The organism is Rhizobium sp. AN68, from assembly GCF_030758035.1.
Taxonomy (GTDB): Bacteria; Pseudomonadota; Alphaproteobacteria; order Rhizobiales; family Rhizobiaceae; genus Agrobacterium; species Agrobacterium tumefaciens.
Genome location: NZ_JARWMI010000002.1, coordinates 1,373,024 through 1,390,671 on the forward strand (window position 1 = coordinate 1,373,024; position 17,648 = coordinate 1,390,671).

Here is a 17,648-nt window from a genome sequence, read left to right on the forward strand (position 1 = left end):
CTAGGCCGGCTTGCCGACCTGATCGAGAAGCCATGCCTGGAAGGCGCGGGCAAGGACATTGTCCTGCCGCCCTTCCGGCAGGGCAACATAATAGCTCTTGTCGGTTTGCAGTGGAATGTCGAAGACGATTTCGAGACGGCCGGAGACGAGTTCCGCCTCGATCAGATATTTCGGCAGAAGGGCAAAGCCAATGCCGCTTATGGCTGCTTCAATGATCATCGAAAACCGGTCGAAACGGCTGCCTCTATAGGCATTCTCCGCCGTTACCCCATTCATCTCCAGCCACTCAGTCCATAGTTTCGGCCGTGTGGTCACGTGCAGCAACGGTTGTCGGTTAAAATCCTCCGGCTCTCTCATTCCCGCGCGCTGAAGCAGAGCGGGGCTGGCGACCGGCACGATCACTTCGTTGCATAAAAAGGTGCAGGTGCCGTGCGCCCAGACCGGCTGGCCGTAATGGATGGCGAGGTCGAAACCTTCCTCATCGAAATCGAAAGGGTGCGAGCGCGAGCCGATGGTGATGGTCATTTCCGGGTTGGCGTCGATGAAGCGGTGCAGACGCGGCATCAGCCAGCGGCTGCCGAAGGTTGGCAGGGTGGCGACGGAAAGTGATGCATGAGATGTTCCGGCCGAGACCGCGCGCACCATCAGCTGTTCGGATTGCTGCAACAGGCGCCGCACGTCTGGCAGGAATTTGCGACCCGCTTCCGACAGGACGACGCGCCGGCGGATGCGTTCGAAAAGCTGCATTCCGGTCTGCGCCTCGAGTTCGCCGATCTGCCGGCTGACCGCACTTTGCGTGAGGTTGAGTTCTTCCGCCGCACGGGTAAAATTCCCATGCCTTGCGGCACACTCGAATGCTTGCAGGGTTACGATATCAGGGACCAGTCTTCTGCGCGGATCCATACCATTCTCGCATCAACTTACCCGCTTTCCTCATTGGAAAAGGGTCATTATGGCCATATATGATTACGGGAAAGAATGGAATGGTGTTTTGCCGGCTTCGACGGAGGCGCCGTTTCACAAAATGATAAATTCGGGGAAAGAACAGCGACGGGAGTTGAAAGCGCCGTATCAAAAACGGCCTTTCCTCCCCTTTGAGCCAAAAAGGATAATTTGACATGGATGCGACCACGAAGCTTGACGTGAAACAGGAAGCCGCGGCCCTGCTCGACAGAATGGGCGTCGCCCGCGATCTTTATACCGGCGGCGATATGGCGTCGTTCAGCCCGGTAACGGGTGAACAGATCGCAAGCCTCAAGACCATTTCGGTCGAGGGTGTCGCAGCCGTGGTCGACAAGGCCGATGCCGCCTTCAAGATTTGGCGCAACGTGCCTGCTCCGCGCCGTGGCGAACTGATCCGGCTTCTGGGCGAAGAACTGCGCTCCTTCAAGGCAGATCTCGGTCGGCTCGTCTCGCTGGAAGCGGGCAAGGTCCCGTCCGAAGGTCTCGGCGAAGTGCAGGAGATGATCGATATCTGCGATTTCGCGGTCGGCTTGTCCCGCCAGCTTTACGGCCTCACCATCGCCACCGAACGCCCCGGCCACCGTATGATGGAAACCTGGCATCCGCTCGGCGTTGTCGGCGTTATCTCCGCTTTCAATTTTCCGGTCGCGGTCTGGTCGTGGAACGCGGCACTCGCGCTAGTCTGCGGCAATTCGGTGGTCTGGAAGCCATCTGAAAAGACCCCGCTGACGGCACTTGCGGTTCAGGGCATCTTCGAACGTGCCGTAGCCCGTTTTGGCGATGCGCCGGAAGGGCTGTCGCAGCTTCTGATCGGCGACCGCGCCGTTGGTGAAGCATTGGTGGACAACCCCAAGGTTCCCCTGGTTTCTGCAACCGGTTCCACCCGCATGGGCCGCGATGTCGGCCCGCGTCTGGCGAAGCGCTTCGCCCGCGCCATTCTGGAACTGGGCGGCAACAATGCCGGCATCGTCTGCCCGTCTGCCGATCTCGACATGGCGCTGCGCGCCATTGCCTTCGGCGCCATGGGCACGGCCGGCCAGCGCTGCACCACGCTTCGCCGTCTCTTCGTGCATGACAGTGTTTACGACCAGCTCGTGCCGCGTCTGAAAAAGGCCTACGCCTCCGTATCCGTCGGCAATCCGCTCGAAACATCGGCGCTTGTCGGACCGCTGGTGGATAAGGCGGCTTTCGACGGCATGCAGAAGGCGCTCGAAGCGGCCAAGGCGCATGACGGCGTGGTGAATGGCGGCGGGCGAGTGGATACGGGTGCGCCGGATGCCTATTATGTAAAGCCGGCACTTGTCGAAATGCCTGAACAGGCGGGGCCGGTGTTGGAAGAGACCTTCGCGCCGATCCTTTATGTGATGAAGTACAGCGATCTCGATCAGGCGATTGACGCGCATAACGCCGTTGCCGCTGGTCTGTCGTCGTCGATCTTCACCCGCGACATTCAGGAATCGGAACGTTTCCTGTCTTCGGAAGGCTCGGATTGCGGCATCGCCAACGTCAATATCGGAACCTCGGGCGCGGAAATCGGCGGCGCATTCGGTGGTGAAAAGGAAACCGGCGGTGGCCGCGAATCCGGTTCGGATGCATGGAAGGCCTATATGCGCCGCGCCACCAACACCATCAACTACTCCAAGGCGCTGCCTTTGGCGCAGGGCGTTTCCTTCGATATCGAGTAAATCGCTTCGCAAGTTTGCGCGTTCGATAGCGATATTGATCCATCATGCCGGTGCGGCCAGTCCGCACCGGCATTCGTCTGTTAAGCAGGCTTGGTAATGCTTCCTGCGATGATTTGCGGGAAAGAGGCGTCTCTGCGGAATTTTATTCCCGCAATATCGCTCATATTGAATTATCCTCTCTCTATCGTTTTCATCGAAAACCCTAGCATTGCTCCATATCGCAAACCGGCCCCAGGGGGTCGGCGACAAGGAGCTAAGATGCCAGCCATTACCCGTCGTGCCCTCTCCGCCAGTTTTCTTGTTGCCGCTGCATTATCCGTGCTGCCCTTGCAGGCGCAGGCGGCGGAAGAGCTGAAGATCGGTTATCAGAAAACCGGCCTGCCGGTGATCGCGAGGCAACAGGGCGTTATCGAAAAGGCGCTTGAGGCCAAGGGCGTCAAGGTTTCGTGGGTCGAATTCACCGCAGGCCCGCCGCTGGTGGAGGCCTTGAATGTTGGCTCCATCAATGTCGGCTGGACGGGCGATGCGCCGCCAATCTTCGGTCAGGCGGCCGGTTCGGCCATCGTTTACGTTGCGGCTCTTCCCTCAAACGGTAAGGGTGAGGCGATCTTCACCAAGCCCGAGAGCGGTATAAAGTCGGTTGCCGATCTGAAGGGCAAGAAGGTCGGCGTCGGCAAGGGCACAAGCGCCCACAATCTGCTGGTGGCGGCAATTGAGAAGAACGGCCTGAAATTTAGCGATATCGACGTGGTCTATCTCAGCCCGGCTGACGCGGCGGCAGCCTTTGCCAGCGACAAGATCGACGCCTGGGCCGTCTGGGATCCGTTCTATGCAATTGCCGAGACGCGCTATAAGCCCGTCACTCTGGCCCGCACCAGCGAGGTTCTCAATGTGAGTACCTATTTCCTCGCCAACCGCGACTATGCCAAATCCCATGCCGACACCATCAATATAACGCTTGATGCCCTGGGCGAGGCGGCCAAATGGTCCGCCGCCAACCGCGACAAGGTTGCGGCAGCCCTGCATGAGGTGACAGGTGTACCGCTGGAAGCGCAGACGCTGGCTGCGAACCGTTCGGAATTCGGTATTTCGAAAATCGATGACAAGATCATTGCCAGCCAGCAGGAAACTGCCGACCGCTTTTATCGCCTGGGCCTGATCCCTAAGCAGATCAGCATCAAGGATGCCGTCTGGTCAGGCGCCACCAACTGATCCCGGATACGGAGGGCTTCGCGATGAGCATCAGAAGGCGTATCGAGGCTGGAAGCATCACGGGCTGGTTGCTTCCTGCCATCATTCTTGCCGGCTGGGAGCTTGCTGCCCGCGTCGGTCTCATTTCGGCAAACGTCCTGCCGGCTCCCTCTGCCGTCGCGGAAGCCTTCTGGCGGCTTTTGCTTTCAGGGGAACTCATCGCCAATATCGGTGTCAGCTCCGCTCGCGCTCTGGCCGGTTTCGCCGTTGGCGGCGCGATTGGTTTCATCTTCGGGCTGGCCAACGGACTGTCGCGGTTTTCCCGCAGCTTTACCGACACGACGCTGCAGATGATCCGCAACATCCCGCATCTGGCGCTCATTCCGCTCGTCATCCTCTGGTTCGGCATCGACGAGGAGGCAAAGCTTTTCCTCGTGGCACTCGGAGTGTTTTTCCCCATCTACATCAACACGCTGCTCGGCATTCAGGGGGTCGATCCGCAACTGGTGGAGATGGGGCGTACCTATGGCATGTCGCCCTTCACCCTGTTCCGGCGAGTGATCCTGCCCGGCGCGCTGCCGTCCATTTTCACCGGCCTGCGTTATGCGCTCGGCATCATGTGGCTGACGCTTATCGTGGCGGAAACAATTTCCTCCTCTTCCGGCCTCGGCTACATGGCCATGCAGGCGCGCGAGTTCCTGCTGATCGATGTCGTCGTGCTGTCGATCCTTATTTACGCGCTTCTTGGCAAGCTGGCGGACAGTTTCGCCCGCTTCCTCGAAAGCATCTTCCTGCAGTGGCATCCAGCCTTCAAGAAAGTCTGAGGTAACCCATGTCGACCAGCAATGTTACGACGTTGAGACGCCCCGATGCCCCATCATCCTCCCCTTCCGGGGCAGAGACCAAGGTTGAACAGCGCGGCAAGCAGAACGACAGCAAGGTCGCTTTCAGCTTCCGCAATGTGACAAAGACCTTTGGCGATAAACCGGTTCTGCGCGGCATCGATCTCGATGTGCGGGAAGGCGAGTTTCTGGCTATTATCGGCAAGAGTGGATGCGGCAAGAGCACGCTTCTGCGTATCTTGGCCGGTCTTGATGCGCCCACAAGCGGCACCGTTTCGAAAGACGCATCGAGCCGCACTCGCATGATGTTTCAGGAGCCGCGCCTTCTGCCATGGGAGCGCATCGCAAACAATGTATCCGTGGGCCTGACCGGCATCGCCAAAGGTGAGGCGGCGAACGAGCAGGCGCTTGCCATTCTCGAAGAGGTTGGGCTAAAGGACCGGGCGGGCGAGTGGCCCTATGTCCTGTCTGGAGGCCAGAAGCAGCGCGTGGCGCTGGCACGCGCGCTGGTGGCGCATCCGCAAATTCTGGCGCTGGATGAACCCCTCGGGGCGCTAGATGCGCTCACCCGCATCGAAATGCAGCTTCTGCTGGAGCGCATCTGGCGCAAGCAGAAATTCACCGCCGTTCTCGTTACGCACGATGTTTCGGAAGCCGTCGCACTTGCAGACCGCATCGTCGTGATTGATGAGGGGCGCATCGCCCTTGATCTCGATGTGAAACTGCCGCGTCCGCGCCGACACGGCACCCCGGAATTCGCGCGGCTTGAAGAGCAGGTTCTGAACCAGCTTTTCGGTCGTGGTGAAATCGGTGGGTGATGTGATGGACCGGCAGGGTCGAGACCCTGCCGGAACCAGATAATCAGCCGATGCTCATCAGGCTGGCATTGCCGCCGGCAGCCGTTGTGTTGACGCTGACGGAGACTTCTTCCACCAGCCAGTCGAGATTGTAGGGCTGGGTTTCACGGTCAAGCGCTTCCGTCGTGGCGGCCTGAACCAGAACCAGAGGACCGGGCAGGGCGGCGATTTTCTTGTTGATCGCAACGACACGTTCCGCATCGCCCTCGATCAGCGCGCCGGCGAACGGTGCGGATTTTTCCCAGCTGTCAGCCCATGTGATGCGCGAGGTGACGGTTGCCGGCAATCCGTAGATCGACTTTTCCAGCCCCGACGCATTATCGATAACGACCGAGTTGCCGGTGGCAAGCGCTGCCGCAAGCTGGCGATAGAGCCCTTGCTCCGTGGCCGGAATAAGCAGCACCTTGCCGCGCGGATGCAGCGCATAGACGTTGCGTTCGCCGACTGGGCCTGCCAGTTCGGTTTCGAAACCGAGGCCGGATAGGGCTGCGGCCTGTCTTGCGGCTTCGGCTGCAACGCTCTGGCCGTTTTCATCCAGCCAGCGGGCGAGATCGACAGCCGCCTGGTCCTGCTGGCTGGCAACGCGGTCGATCTTCGGCGCGGTTTGTGTGACGCGGCCGAGATAGAGCGGACCGCCCGCCTTGGGGCCGGTGCCGGAGAGGCCTCGCCCGCCAAAGGGCTGGACGCCGACCACGGCGCCGATGATGTTGCGGTTCACATAGAGATTACCGGCCGCGACGCGCGACAGGACATGCTGGATGGTATCGTCAAGACGCGTATGCAGGCCGAAGGTCAGGCCATAGCCGGTGGCGTTGATCTCGTCGATCAGCCGGTCGAGATTGTCGCGCTTGAACCGGATGACGTGCAGCACCGGCCCGAAGACCTCTTTCTTAAGATCGGCGAGCGATTTCATCTCGATGATTGTCGGTGGCACGAAGGTGCCCTTGCCGGTTTCGCCGGCAAGCGAAATCTGCTCGATCCGGTGGCCGAGTGCGCGCATGCTGTCAACGTGTTTTTCGATGATGCCTTTAGCTTCAGCGGTGATCACGGGGCCGACATCGACGGAAAGGCTATCGGTGCGCCCGATGCGCAATTCGTGCAGCGCGCCCTTCAGCATCGTCAGGGTTCGGTCGGCCACATCTTCCTGCAGGCAGAGAATGCGAAGCGCCGAGCAACGCTGGCCGGCACTGTCGAAGGCAGAGGCGATGACGTCGGCGACGACCTGCTCGGCAAGCGCTGAGGAATCGACGATCATGGCGTTCTGGCCGCCGGTCTCGGCAATCAGGGGAACGGGCTGGCCGTTTGCGAGAACCCGGCCTGCGAGTTGACCCTGGATGAGCCGCGCCACTTCAGTGGATCCGGTGAACATCACACCCGCCGTGAGCGCTGAGCCGACTAGTGCCGCACCGGTCTTGCCGTCACCTGGCAGAAGCTGCACGGCGTCCTGCGGAACGCCTGCCTCATGCAGCAGGCGTACCCCCTGCGCGGCGATCAACGGGGTTTCTTCGGCGGGCTTTGCCAGTACCGGATTACCGGCAACCAGTGCTGCCGTTACCTGGCCGATGAAGATGGCAAGCGGGAAGTTCCACGGGCTGATGCAGACGACCGGGCCGAGCGGTGTCTCGTTGGCCTTGAAGGTCTTCCGGGCTTCCGCTGCGTAATAACGCAGGAAGTCAATCGCTTCGCGCACCTCGGCAATGGCGTTCGGCATGGATTTTCCGGCCTCGCGCATGATGAGGCCAAGCAGGGCCGGCATTTCGGCCTGCATCCGGTCGGCAGCGCGCTCCAGGCAGGCGGCGCGCTCCTCGACCGGCGTGGAAGACCAGTTGGAGGCTGCGGCCCGTTGCATTGCCGCTTCGACATCGGCCTCTGTCGGTTCGGTTACATAACCGACGACATCATTGTGGTCGCCGGGATTGAGGACCGGGCGTGTCTTTCCGCCTGCATGCGGTGCTGCGGCTTTCCATTCCGTCGTCGCACCTGCCTTAAGGACGTTGTCCAGCGCGGCAAGTGCCGTTTCATTCGAAAGATCGAGGCCGGCGGAATTTGCCCGTTCGGGGCCGAAGAGACCAGCGGGTGCAGCAATGCGGTCGTGCCGTGCGCCGGGAACGGGGTAAGCCTTGACCACGGTGACCGGATCTTCCAGCAGGGAAGCCACCGGCACGGCGGGATCTGCTATGCGGTTGACGAAGGAGGAGTTCGCGCCGTTTTCCAGCAGACGGCGGACGAGATAGGCAAGCAGCGTCTCGTGGGTGCCAACAGGCGCATAAAAGCGGCAGGGACGATCGAGCTTTTTCTTGCCGACGACTTCGCTGTAAAGCGGTTCGCCCATGCCGTGCAGGCACTGGAACTCGTAATCACCGAGTTTGAAGTCCGGACCAGCGAGATGGTAGATGGTAGCCATGGACTGGGCGTTGTGGGTCGCAAATTGCGGGAACACGACGTCACGCGCGGCAAGCAGCTTGCGGGCGCAGGCGATATAGGAGACATCCGTGTGCACTTTGCGGGTGAAGACCGGGAAGTCTTCCAGCCCGTCCACCTGTGCGCGCTTGATCTCCGCATCCCAGTAGGCGCCCTTGACAAGACGCACCATGATGCGGCGACCGGCACGTTGGGCGAGATCGATGATGTAGTCGAGAACAAAGGGGCAGCGGCGGCCATAGGCCTGCACAACGAAGCCTAGGCCGTTCCAACCGGCAAGATCCTTGTCGAGCGCCAGTTCCTCCAGAAGATCGAGCGACAGTTCCAGCCGGTCGGCTTCCTCGGCGTCAATGTTGAGGCCGATATCGTATTTCTTGCTGAGCAGCATCAGGGATTTCACACGCGGCAGAAGCTCCGCCATTACCCGCTCTGCCTGCACACGGGCATAACGCGGATGCAGGGCCGAAAGCTTGATGGAAATTCCGGGGCCACCATAGATGCCACGCCCGGCGGAGGCCTTGCCAATGGCGTGGATCGCGTTTTCGTAGTCCTTGTAATAACGCTCCGCATCCTTGGCGGTGGTCGCCGCTTCGCCGAGCATGTCGTAGGAATATTGGAAACCCTGTTCCTCCAGCGGTTTCGAGCGCTTGATCGCTTCCCCAATCGTTTCGCCGGTCACGAATTGCTCGCCCATCATGCGCATCGCCATATCGACGCCGCGGCGAATGACGGGTTCGCCAGCCCTGGCGATCAGCTTGGTCAGCGCCGCCGAAAGGCCGCTGTCATTGACCGTCGAGGTCAGCTTGCCGGTGATGACAAGACCCCAGGTTGCGGCGTTGACGAACAGCGAGCGCCCGCCGCCGATGTGGGACTTCCAGTCGCCGCGGGCGATCTTGTCGCGGATCAGCGCGTCGCGGGTGGCGGTGTCGGGAATGCGCAGCAGTGCTTCGGCAAGGCACATCAGGGCCACGCCCTCATGGCTGGAGAGCGAATATTCCTGCACCAGCCCCTCGACGCCGGTGCCTTTCGTCTTGGCGCGCAACGCCTCGATCAGCTTGGTTGCCGTGGTGCGAATGGCTGCGGCCTGCTCGGGCGTGACGGTCGCAGCATCGATCAGAGGCGCCAGGCACTCTTCCTCTGGGCGGCGGTAAGCGGCGGTAATTGCTTTGCGCAACGGGCTCTGCTCGCGCACGGGCGGTGCAAAATTCTGGAAAATACCGTTCACCGTCTGCTGCGGGTTTACATCGGCTTTGCTTGCACCATCGGCCATTCTGAAAATCCTGAAAAAGCTGTTGAAGACAGACTGTCAGCGGCAGCGTGTCCTCCGCTCGCCGCTTGTCATTCTGCTGTGTACAATATCATTGCCGTAAAAATTGCTATGGTCCTATTTTGAGGATAGAACAGGCCATATGAACTTTTATTATTCAAAATTGGCGTGAAATCACATGGCTAATAGTCATAAAACAGACGATCTGGACCACTTCGATCTCAAGATTCTCGAGGCCCTCAGCGAAGACGGGCGCATGTCGGTGCTGCAACTGTCGAAAAGGGTCGGCCTCTCCAAGACGCCGTGCCAGACGCGGCTCAAGCGGTTGGTGGATGAAGGTTATATTCTGGGCTTCCGTGCGGTGCTCAATCCGCAGAAACTGGGCGTCGACCATATCGCCTTCGCCGAGGTCAAGCTTTCCGACACACGCGAAAAGGCGCTTGAGGAATTCAACACGGCGGTGCGCAAGATCAAGGAGGTGGAGGAATGCCACATGATCGCCGGCGCCTTCGATTATCTACTGAAGGTGCGCACCAGCGATATCCGCAAATACCGAAGGGTGCTCGGCGAAAAAATCTCCAGCCTTCCATCGGTTTCCAACACTTCGACATTCGTCGTGATGCAGTCGGTCAAGGAGACCGGTATCTGACGACGCGGCGAAGAAAAACGGGCAGGCATGAGCCTACCCGTCTAATGCTTTGCGAATTCTGCCAGCTCAGCGCGCGGTGGCTGCGGCGGTAACGGCGCTCATCTGCGCGTCAGGACCAAACTCGTTTTCGTTTTCGATGCCGAGAAGTTCCTGCAGGCGCAATCGCGCGCGGCTGACACGGCTCTTGATCGTGCCAACCGGGCACCCGCAAATCTCGGCTGCTTCTTCGTAAGCAAAGCCCGAGGCGCCGATCAACAAGATCGCTTCGCGCTGATCGTCGGGCAACTTTGCAAGTGCCGTACGAAAATCCTGAAGATCGACCGAACCATGCTGTTCTGGCGGCACCGACAGGCGCGAGGTGTAAACCCCGTCGGTATCCTGTACTTCGCGGCCGGACTTGCAGAATCTGGCTGTAGAATTCGTTACGCAGGATCGTCACCAGCCATGCGCGCATGTTGGTGCCAGGCTGGAAACTCTCCTGTTTCGCCCAGGCCTTCATGATCGTATCCTGCACGAGGTCGTCAGCGCGATCCCTCGAACGGATGAGTGAGATCGCGAATGCGCGCAGGTTTGGCAGTGCCGCCAGCATTTCCCGTTTGAAATTGTATTCTGTCTGCTCCGGCTCTTTCGCCATCATTCCCCCGAAGCCTTGTCTTTGGCTCTGTTTTCGGCTTCATCGAGTTTCTCGAGAAGATCGAGGAATTTGTCAGGGATGCCTTCTTCCTGAACAGCATCGTAGAGTTCCCTGAGCTTGCGGGAAATCACCGCACGTCCAGAGTGCGGGACCTGAGGGTTGGCCGGATTGTCCGGAGAATCTTGGTCCGATTGAAATATGTTCATAACGTCCGGTATTCCTTTTGTGTCGTGGCAAGAATGCGCGATGAAAAAAATAGTTCCGGCGATCCGGAACTTTTTTTATGATGCGCACGTTGCTATCGTGGGTTTGCGTTGCAGACCGCATGAAAGGGGAGAATTCCATGTCAGTTTCTACACGCATCGCACCGCACCTGCCATATCTGCGCAGGTTCGCGCGTGCCGTTTGCGGCTCTCAATCCACTGGCGATGCCTATGTTGCAGCAACACTTGAAGCTCTGATCGCCGATATCAGCATCTTCCCGCCGACAAGCAACGATCGGGTTTCGCTTTATCAATTGTTCGTATCGATTTTTAGTTCCGTCACGATCAATATAAAGGCCGATGAAAACCTGTCAGGTTGGGAAAAGCGCGCTTCCGCCAACCTCTCTGCGGTACCAGCGCTCGCCCGCCAGGCTTTCCTTCTGACCACGGTCGAAGAGTTCACAGCTTCGGAAGCAGCAGAGGTTCTGAGGGTAACTGAAGCCCAGATCGGCCAGCTGATCGATGAGGCGGCCTCTGAAATCGCCCGCCAGGTTGCCACCGATATCATGATTATCGAGGACGAACCTCTGATCGCCATGGATATCGAGCAGATGGTCACCGATCTCGGCCATCGCGTTACGGGTATTGCCCGCACGCATGCGGAGGCGATCGATCTCTTCAACCGCACGCAGCCGAAGATGATCCTTGCCGACATCCAGCTTGCAGACGGCAGCTCCGGGCTCGATGCCATGAAGGAGATCCTTCAGATGACGTCTCTGCCGGTGATCTTCATTACAGCCTTCCCTGAGCGTCTTTTGACGGGTGAGCGGCCCGAGCCGACATTCCTCGTTACGAAGCCGTTCAACCCGGACATGGTGAAAGCGCTTATCAGCCAGGCCCTGTTTTTCAACGAAAGCTCTCGCGTCGCGGCGTGAAATTTGCCGAAACCGTAGACTGTCCGGGAACAACTACGGTACCCGGACGTTCGCGGTTACGGTCGTGAGGTGATCTCACGGCTTTTTGCAGGGAGATGAATTTGCATCGGCTGGCATGGCATAACGCGGAGAGGAACGAGAGCGAGCTACACGATTCGCTCGTCCTCGCTTTGCTCGATTCGGGCGAGACAGTCATGTTACAAGACTGGAACCGGGAGTATATATTCGTGGCCAATCTGCCGGATGTGTGGCGTCTGCCGACCGATAGCCATCCCACGGATGAAAATGTGTTTGGCACCGATCTTTCAGAGCGGCTTGCCGAACTCAAAAAAGATATGAATGTGGTGGGCAGTCGGGGCATGCTGGAAGTTAATGCCGGCAATGACCGGGTTTTCCAGTTCCAGATCCATTCCACCTTCAACCAGGCGAAGCAGGCGGTGATGAAAACCACTATTCGCGAGGTGACGGCGGAACGGCGGCGCGAGCAGCTTTTGCGCTCGCTGCTGCGCGAGGTCAGCCACCGTTCCAAGAACCTCCTGGCGATCATCCAGAGCCTTGCGGGCCAGACGGCCCGTTTCAGCCTCACCAAGGATGATTTTCTGCGCAAGTTTCGGGGCCGGTTACACGCTCTTGCCCAAAGTCAGGATCTCATCACGGATTCCGACTGGAGAGGTGCTCGCATATTCGAGCTTCTTCGCCAGCAATTCGATCTCTATGTGCCGGAATATCCTAATCTCATTCACATGGAAGGTGAAAACCTGCTGCTCAATCCGAATGGCGCGCTTTATATCGGTCTGGCTTTCCATGAGCTGGTCGTCAATACGGTCAGCCATAGCGGCAATCTCGCCTATCATCCGCCAATCTCGCTGCAATGCCGACAGGAAGGCGATTTTTGTATCGTTGAGTGGATCGAGCCGATCATGCCATCGAAAGAGCCGGCGCAGGCGAGGCGCGGCAGTTTCGGCAGCGTCGTGCTGGAAAAGGTCGTTCCATCCGCATTGGGCGGGAGTGCCGAATATCACCTCACGCCGGAGCGGATCGTCTACCGGCTTAAATTTCCTTCCGGGGACGTCACCGACATTTGAAATTTCGAAATAATGGCCCTCGGTTGGAGACCTGCCTCATAGGCAGCACTTCGGCCGTTTTTGCGAGAACGCAAAAAAAAGCACGGCCCGTGAAAGAGCCGTGCTTTTTTATTATGACAGGTTTTCAGGGGTGAAACCTGTTTATTGTCAGCCAAGCGTCAGGCGGGGACGGGGGAATTGCTTGGCCTGCAGTAAAAATGCATCCGCCCTAATTCGGTTCCACTAAAACGTATTTTTTTTGTGGAGGGCGAAATTAGCTGCTTTTCGTCTGCTGGTACGGGGATCCAGCACGCCATTTTTCAAAGCGGGCCTGCCTGATCGGGTCGCTTGGGTATAAAATAGCGCATCGGCGCTTCAAGCGACCATTCGAACCCGGTTTCGCGATACTCCGTCACCACCTGTCCGCCGAATGCGCCTTCCGCATGCCTTTTGATGACCGTGGTACCAAAGCCCTTGCGGCTTGGTTCCGTCGCCGGTGGCCCGCCCGTTTCGGTCCAGACGATATAAATCATCTGACGTCCATCTTTTTCGAGCGGCTTCCAGCTCACCGTGATTTTTCCGAGCGCAACCGACAGGGCGCCGTATTTGATGGAGTTCGTCGTCAGCTCATGCACCACGAGCCCGAAATTTTGCGCCGCTTCCGGAGAAAGCATGAAATCGTCCCCAGACAGCTCGAAGCGTTCCGAAACGGTGCCGAAAACGTCGAGGTGGGTCTCGATCAGCTTACGGATCGGCAAGCCTTGCCATTGAACCTCCGCCAATGCCCGGATCGACATTCCGAGACCGCGCAGGCGGTGGTCCACCTCTTTCTGGAATTCCGGGATGCTTTTGTTTTCCCGCCCCAATTGCCGGATCATCGCCTGAACCAGCGTAAGAATATTCTTGGAGCGGTGAACCAGTTCGTGCAGCAGAAGTTGCAGCCGTTCTTCCGACTGGCTTCTGTCGAAGGAAGCATTGGAGAGCGCGACGGCGACCTGGTTGGCTTCCTTGATCTTGGTATCGACGGGCGCCACGATCTCGCCTTCACCGATGCGTTCAGCCATGAGCGTGAGATCGCGAATGGAACTGCGCAACTGCCGGCCGACCAGATAGGCGCCGCCGATGGCGATGAGCACGAGCATCGTGCTGCCGATCATCATTTGCCGCCACGTGTCGACCAATGCTGCCTGACTTGCGGCAAGTGGCCCCCACATCACAGTTCGCCATTGCCAGCCCGGCAATTGGGCATAGGCATAGAGGTTGCCCTTGTCGTCGAAGAAATTGCCGCTGAAGGCCTGCATTTCTGAAAGAATGGCGGGGCTGGCAAATGGCTTGCCCACTTCCACCCCATTCTGCGCACTGGAAACGACAACACGATTGTTACCGTCGATAATGGCGACCGCCCAGTTGCGCGGCAGGTTTTCCGTGGGAATGAGCCGGCTCAGGTCACTTGTATTCTGCGTCAGGATCAGGGCATCTCCGGCGGAACCCAGATTGGGGTCGAGCGGCAAGGTAACGTTGAACACCCATTCCTTGCTCGTCGCGCCGAAAAACATGTCCGAAACGGTGATCCGACGGGATTCGATTGCCTTGGCCAGATTGGCCTCGGCCGGCACCTTGCTGAGAGGCTGGCCAAATGACACCCGGGTATTGAGATACTGTTCGCCTTCCATGGTAGCCAGAATGGCGTACAGGCCCTCCCGTTTCAGGCTTTCGGCAACACGTCCCTGAAAAGCGGCAAGATTGCCATTCTCGAGTTCCGGGAATTGCGACAGCAGATTGAGGGAGGTGGCGATTTCCTGCAGGCGCCGATCGATGTTGCGGCTGACGACCCTGACATCCTCGATCGTCTCCCGTTGCAGGTCGTCGCGCTTTTCGCTTTCAAGGCGCAGCATCAAGTAGCCGCCGAAAAGGATAAGCGGCAGGGTGATGACGGTTGCCATCACCACCAGATAGGTGCCGATGGAGGCCGTCGGAAAAAAATTCGCACTGCGTCGACGTAAAGCCGAGAACGTGTTTTTCAGTTTTTTGCCGGGTTGAGGCATGCAAAAACTCCGGCAGTTACGGCATTGTTACGTCACGGATAATACCGCGCCATCTTCCTTTAGCAATGCCTGATTTTTTCGTTCGGGAGCCGCAAAATGTCGCAATCGCGTCTATGCGACTGAAAAAATCGGAACCATTTCAATGGTCAGCCCGTTTGCAAAGCGAACCGGTCATGGAGTGGAAAGCGAAACTCGTCACCGCCCGGCCAGTCGAAAACGATGAAAGGAAGGTACGAAAATGGCAAAGAAACTTACGATACTCGTCACCGCCGCCCTGATGGGCACGACGGCTTTCGCGCCGCTTGCCATCGCTCAGGGTACAACCCAGCCAGCACCGGCAAATCCGAGTGCTCAGACCGAACCGGCAACGCCTCCCGCCACCCCGATGGCGCCGGCGGCTCCTCTGGCCAATGATAGCGCGGCCGCGACGACGGGCGGTGCTTACATCACCCAGCAGGGCGAAACGCAGATCAGTGCCAATGATTACATCGGCAAGTCGGTTTATACCGCAGCCGACGAGAGCATCGGTAACGTCACCAACCTCATCATGGAAAAAGACGGCGGTCTCGTCGCAGCCGTGATTGGTGTCGGCGGTTTCCTCGGTATAGGTGCCAAGGATGTCGCGGTGCCTATGGACAAGGTAACGATGACCCGCAACACGCAGGACGGCACCATTCGCCTGACGACGACCGAAACGGCGGAAACGCTGAAGGCTGCTCCGGAATTCAAGACGCTGGAACAGCAGGCCAGCGAAAAGAGCGCGGCAACGCCTGCAGCTCCGGACAGCACCACCACGTCCGCCACCAAGCCCTGATCCCCTTACCTGGGAGGCAGGAGCGGGATCGACCTCAACAGGCGTCCCGCGAGAGACACCGGCCATTGGCCGGTGTCTTTTTGTTTTAAATTGCGTTCGCTCAGTCCCCGGCGTTGCGCGAGGAATGCCAAGCCCAGGCGGATTTGATGATATCAGACAGGGAATAACGCGGCTCCCAGCCCAACACCGCCTTTGCCTTGTCGTTATTGGCGACAAGGGTGGTGGAATCGCCATCGCGGCGGTCGGTATATTCCACCGGGAAGGGGCGGCCGGATACGTCCGAAATCGCAGCCAGCAACTCCTTCACAGTCGTGCCGGTGCCGGTGCCAAGGTTGAGTTCAACCGTTTCACCGCCCGCCAGCAGATAGTCCACTGCCCGCACATGGGCGTCGGCAAGATCGAGAATATGGATGTAGTCACGCACGCAGGTGCCGTCGCGGGTGTCATAATCCGTGCCGAACACCTTGAAGCCTTGACGCCGACCGAGTGCCGCCTCGATGGCGAGCGGGATTGCGTGGGTTTCCGGCTTGTGCCATTCGCCGATGCGGCCTTCGAAATCTGCACCTGCGGCGTTGAAATAGCGCAGCATCACCGAGCGCAGCCCCTTATAGGTGCTGTAATCCTTCAGCGCCTGCTCGACTACCCATTTGGTGCGGCCGTAGGGGTTGATCGGCGCCTGACGGTGCGTCTCGTCAATCGGCACCTGTTCCGGCAAACCGTAGGTGGCGCAGGTGGAGGAGAAAACAAATGCCGTGACCCCGGCATCGATGGCGGCAGACAGCAGGTTGAGCGAACCGATGACGTTGTTGTCGTAGAAGGCCACGGGTTGCTTTACCGATTCGCCGACTTCAATCAGCGCCGCAAAGTGGAGTACGGCCTCCGGCTGGTGCTTGGCGAAAACCTCGTCCAGCCGCGCGCGGTCGCGAATATCGCCCTGCTCGAAGGGTCCCCAGCGGACGAATTCCTCATGTCCATTGGACAGATTGTCGAAAACGACCGGTTCATATCCCCGCTCAGACAGGAGAAGGCAGGTATGCGAACCGATATAGCCGGCACCGCCGACGACAAGGACTTTCTTCTTCATCAATCGCCTTTCAGAAAAAAAACGGGACGTGCGGGAGACTGTATTTCACTTTGTTCAAATAAGGGCGGCGTGGCACTGAGCACCATCAACCAGTCTATCCATCGCGGGTAACATAAAAAAAACTGCGCATCCATGGTCCGGATGCGCAGCAGCGAATGAGAGTTTGACGAAGAGCCTTAAACGCGCCTGAAGGCGTGCCTATTTCTTTTTCCTGGTGTTGGCTCTGGTTGCCAGAAAGCCGGCAGCCATGGCAACGGCGAGCGTCGCGTAGGGGCGCGCCTGGATCGCCAGCGTCAGGAGCGATTGCAGCGCCAGAGGTGCTGCGGTCAAGGGAGCCGCCGTCAAGGATGCGACGGGTCGTCTTGCGGCATAGGCTCTCGGACGTTTGACGATCGCAAGCGCCACCAACATGATGACACCAAGCAGAAACGCCGTACCGGCTACGACAAGCGCGGCCGGCCCTGCGCCGACATGCCGGGCCAGATAGATGGACCCCGCCACGACAGCAGCTACGAAGGCGATCAGGAAGAATATCCCGGTCAGCACCCAAAGGATTATCGTGGCGCGCAGGCGCCGTGTCACGACGCGTCCTTCACGCTGGGTGTCTCCCAGATAGACCAGCAATGCCTCAAGCATGATGCAGCCTTATCGACGTGTGAGGAGGGCGAGCACGAAACCGACACCAACGGCGATGCCGAGGGACTGCAGCGGGTTCTTCTGGACCTGATCCGTCAGATTGTCGTTCAGCGAGGAAATTTCGTTGCGAACGCTGTCGGCCATCTCGCCGGAAGCGGTCAGTGCGTCGTCGGCCACGCGGGCGGCCTGCGCCTTCAGTTCATGCGAGGCTCCAACGCCCAGCGCCTTAACGCTCTTGGCAAGATTTGCCAGATCTTCGCGAAGTTGGGCAAGCTGTGCTGCCACATCGGCTGCATCGCCGTTTTCGAGGGATTGCTGGATCTTGTCGTTGACGCTGCTACGCACGCTTGCCATGGGT

At 58.9% G+C, this 17,648-nt stretch carries 15 protein-coding genes and 1 pseudogene; 8 read left to right on the forward strand and 8 right to left on the reverse strand.

Annotated features, from left to right (window positions below):
* Positions 1–903, reverse strand: a complete 903-nt coding sequence (locus RBH71_RS09755) for a LysR family transcriptional regulator (RefSeq protein WP_111801353.1) — start codon at positions 901–903, stop codon at positions 1–3.
* Positions 904–1,118: 215 nt separating this feature from the next.
* Between RBH71_RS09755 and RBH71_RS09760 the strand changes: the two genes are divergently transcribed.
* The 4 genes from RBH71_RS09760 to RBH71_RS09775 all read left to right on the forward strand — a co-directional run bounded on the left by RBH71_RS09760 (position 1,119) and on the right by RBH71_RS09775 (position 5,499).
* Positions 1,119–2,648 carry an aldehyde dehydrogenase family protein gene (locus RBH71_RS09760; protein ID WP_013762124.1) on the forward strand — a complete coding sequence of 510 codons (1,530 nt, stop codon included), beginning with the start codon at positions 1,119–1,121 and terminating at the stop codon, positions 2,646–2,648.
* A gap of 258 nt (positions 2,649–2,906) precedes the next feature.
* Entirely contained in the window at positions 2,907–3,860 is a 954-nt protein-coding gene (locus tag RBH71_RS09765; protein WP_004432036.1) for an aliphatic sulfonate ABC transporter substrate-binding protein, read from the forward strand.
* A gap of 23 nt (positions 3,861–3,883) precedes the next feature.
* Positions 3,884–4,663: an ABC transporter permease subunit gene (locus tag RBH71_RS09770; protein ID WP_004432039.1), complete on the forward strand. Its 780-nt coding sequence runs from the start codon at positions 3,884–3,886 to the stop codon at positions 4,661–4,663.
* A gap of 8 nt (positions 4,664–4,671) precedes the next feature.
* Complete coding sequence (locus RBH71_RS09775) at positions 4,672–5,499, forward strand: ABC transporter ATP-binding protein (protein ID WP_004432043.1); 828 nt, start codon at positions 4,672–4,674, stop codon at positions 5,497–5,499.
* A gap of 43 nt (positions 5,500–5,542) precedes the next feature.
* On the opposite strand, the gene putA is transcribed toward RBH71_RS09775, so the two are convergent.
* A complete protein-coding gene (gene putA / locus RBH71_RS09780; RefSeq protein ID WP_004432057.1) occupies positions 5,543–9,229 on the reverse strand; it encodes a trifunctional transcriptional regulator/proline dehydrogenase/L-glutamate gamma-semialdehyde dehydrogenase in 3,687 nt (1,228 codons plus the stop codon).
* Positions 9,230–9,404: 175 nt separating this feature from the next.
* Here putA and RBH71_RS09785 point away from each other — a divergent pair, with 175 nt between their 5' ends.
* Entirely contained in the window at positions 9,405–9,875 is a 471-nt protein-coding gene (locus RBH71_RS09785; protein WP_004432060.1) for an Lrp/AsnC ligand binding domain-containing protein, read from the forward strand.
* Between the two features lie 66 nt (positions 9,876–9,941).
* Here the strand turns inward: RBH71_RS09785 and RBH71_RS09790 are convergent.
* Both RBH71_RS09790 and RBH71_RS09795 read right to left on the reverse strand, forming a co-directional pair.
* Positions 9,942–10,509: pseudogene (locus RBH71_RS09790) on the reverse strand (sigma-70 family RNA polymerase sigma factor).
* Positions 10,509–10,715: a NepR family anti-sigma factor gene (locus tag RBH71_RS09795; protein ID WP_004432062.1), complete on the reverse strand. Its 207-nt coding sequence runs from the start codon at positions 10,713–10,715 to the stop codon at positions 10,509–10,511. The pseudogene RBH71_RS09790 and the gene RBH71_RS09795 overlap by 1 nt, the downstream one beginning before the upstream one ends.
* 137 nt (positions 10,716–10,852) lie before the next feature.
* Between RBH71_RS09795 and RBH71_RS09800 the strand changes: the two genes are divergently transcribed.
* Both RBH71_RS09800 and RBH71_RS09805 read left to right on the forward strand, forming a co-directional pair.
* Positions 10,853–11,647 (forward strand): response regulator, encoded by a 795-nt coding sequence (locus tag RBH71_RS09800; RefSeq protein ID WP_004432063.1) that lies wholly within the window; start codon positions 10,853–10,855, stop codon positions 11,645–11,647.
* Positions 11,648–11,742: 95 nt separating this feature from the next.
* Positions 11,743–12,732, forward strand: coding sequence for a sensor histidine kinase (locus RBH71_RS09805; protein WP_035252645.1), 990 nt, complete (start codon positions 11,743–11,745; stop codon positions 12,730–12,732).
* 299 nt (positions 12,733–13,031) lie between these two features.
* On the opposite strand, the gene RBH71_RS09810 is transcribed toward RBH71_RS09805, so the two are convergent.
* Entirely contained in the window at positions 13,032–14,756 is a 1,725-nt protein-coding gene (locus RBH71_RS09810; RefSeq protein ID WP_004432069.1) for a sensor histidine kinase, read from the reverse strand.
* Between the two features lie 238 nt (positions 14,757–14,994).
* Between RBH71_RS09810 and RBH71_RS09815 the strand changes: the two genes are divergently transcribed.
* Positions 14,995–15,570 carry a PRC-barrel domain-containing protein gene (locus RBH71_RS09815; RefSeq protein WP_004432071.1) on the forward strand — a complete coding sequence of 192 codons (576 nt, stop codon included), beginning with the start codon at positions 14,995–14,997 and terminating at the stop codon, positions 15,568–15,570.
* Positions 15,571–15,670: 100 nt separating this feature from the next.
* On the opposite strand, the gene galE is transcribed toward RBH71_RS09815, so the two are convergent.
* The 3 genes from galE to RBH71_RS09830 all read right to left on the reverse strand — a co-directional run bounded on the left by galE (position 15,671) and on the right by RBH71_RS09830 (position 17,644).
* A complete protein-coding gene (gene galE, locus RBH71_RS09820) occupies positions 15,671–16,654 on the reverse strand; it encodes a UDP-glucose 4-epimerase GalE (RefSeq protein WP_004432073.1) in 984 nt (327 codons plus the stop codon).
* A 198-nt stretch (positions 16,655–16,852) separates the two neighbouring features.
* Positions 16,853–17,290 (reverse strand): hypothetical protein, encoded by a 438-nt coding sequence (locus tag RBH71_RS09825; protein ID WP_004432075.1) that lies wholly within the window; start codon positions 17,288–17,290, stop codon positions 16,853–16,855.
* A 9-nt stretch (positions 17,291–17,299) separates the two neighbouring features.
* Complete coding sequence (locus tag RBH71_RS09830) at positions 17,300–17,644, reverse strand: DUF883 family protein (RefSeq protein WP_004432077.1); 345 nt, start codon at positions 17,642–17,644, stop codon at positions 17,300–17,302.
* Positions 17,645–17,648 lie beyond the last annotated feature (4 nt).

Excerpts from the sequence above, each read along its gene's own strand:
- RBH71_RS09755 (WP_111801353.1), bottom strand. The coding sequence starts at position 903 with ATGGATCCGCGCAGAAGACTGGTCCCTGATATCGTAACCCTGCAAGCA.
- RBH71_RS09760 (WP_013762124.1), top strand. The coding sequence starts at position 1,119 with ATGGATGCGACCACGAAGCTTGACGTGAAACAGGAAGCCGCGGCCCTG.
- RBH71_RS09765 (WP_004432036.1), top strand. The coding sequence starts at position 2,907 with ATGCCAGCCATTACCCGTCGTGCCCTCTCCGCCAGTTTTCTTGTTGCC.
- RBH71_RS09770 (WP_004432039.1), top strand. The coding sequence starts at position 3,884 with ATGAGCATCAGAAGGCGTATCGAGGCTGGAAGCATCACGGGCTGGTTG.
- RBH71_RS09775 (WP_004432043.1), top strand. The coding sequence starts at position 4,672 with ATGTCGACCAGCAATGTTACGACGTTGAGACGCCCCGATGCCCCATCA.
- putA (WP_004432057.1), bottom strand. The coding sequence starts at position 9,229 with ATGGCCGATGGTGCAAGCAAAGCCGATGTAAACCCGCAGCAGACGGTG.
- RBH71_RS09785 (WP_004432060.1), top strand. The coding sequence starts at position 9,405 with ATGGCTAATAGTCATAAAACAGACGATCTGGACCACTTCGATCTCAAG.
- RBH71_RS09795 (WP_004432062.1), bottom strand. The coding sequence starts at position 10,715 with ATGAACATATTTCAATCGGACCAAGATTCTCCGGACAATCCGGCCAAC.
- RBH71_RS09800 (WP_004432063.1), top strand. The coding sequence starts at position 10,853 with ATGTCAGTTTCTACACGCATCGCACCGCACCTGCCATATCTGCGCAGG.
- RBH71_RS09805 (WP_035252645.1), top strand. The coding sequence starts at position 11,743 with ATGAATTTGCATCGGCTGGCATGGCATAACGCGGAGAGGAACGAGAGC.
- RBH71_RS09810 (WP_004432069.1), bottom strand. The coding sequence starts at position 14,756 with ATGCCTCAACCCGGCAAAAAACTGAAAAACACGTTCTCGGCTTTACGT.
- RBH71_RS09815 (WP_004432071.1), top strand. The coding sequence starts at position 14,995 with ATGGCAAAGAAACTTACGATACTCGTCACCGCCGCCCTGATGGGCACG.
- galE (WP_004432073.1), bottom strand. The coding sequence starts at position 16,654 with ATGAAGAAGAAAGTCCTTGTCGTCGGCGGTGCCGGCTATATCGGTTCG.
- RBH71_RS09825 (WP_004432075.1), bottom strand. The coding sequence starts at position 17,290 with ATGCTTGAGGCATTGCTGGTCTATCTGGGAGACACCCAGCGTGAAGGA.
- RBH71_RS09830 (WP_004432077.1), bottom strand. The coding sequence starts at position 17,644 with ATGGCAAGCGTGCGTAGCAGCGTCAACGACAAGATCCAGCAATCCCTC.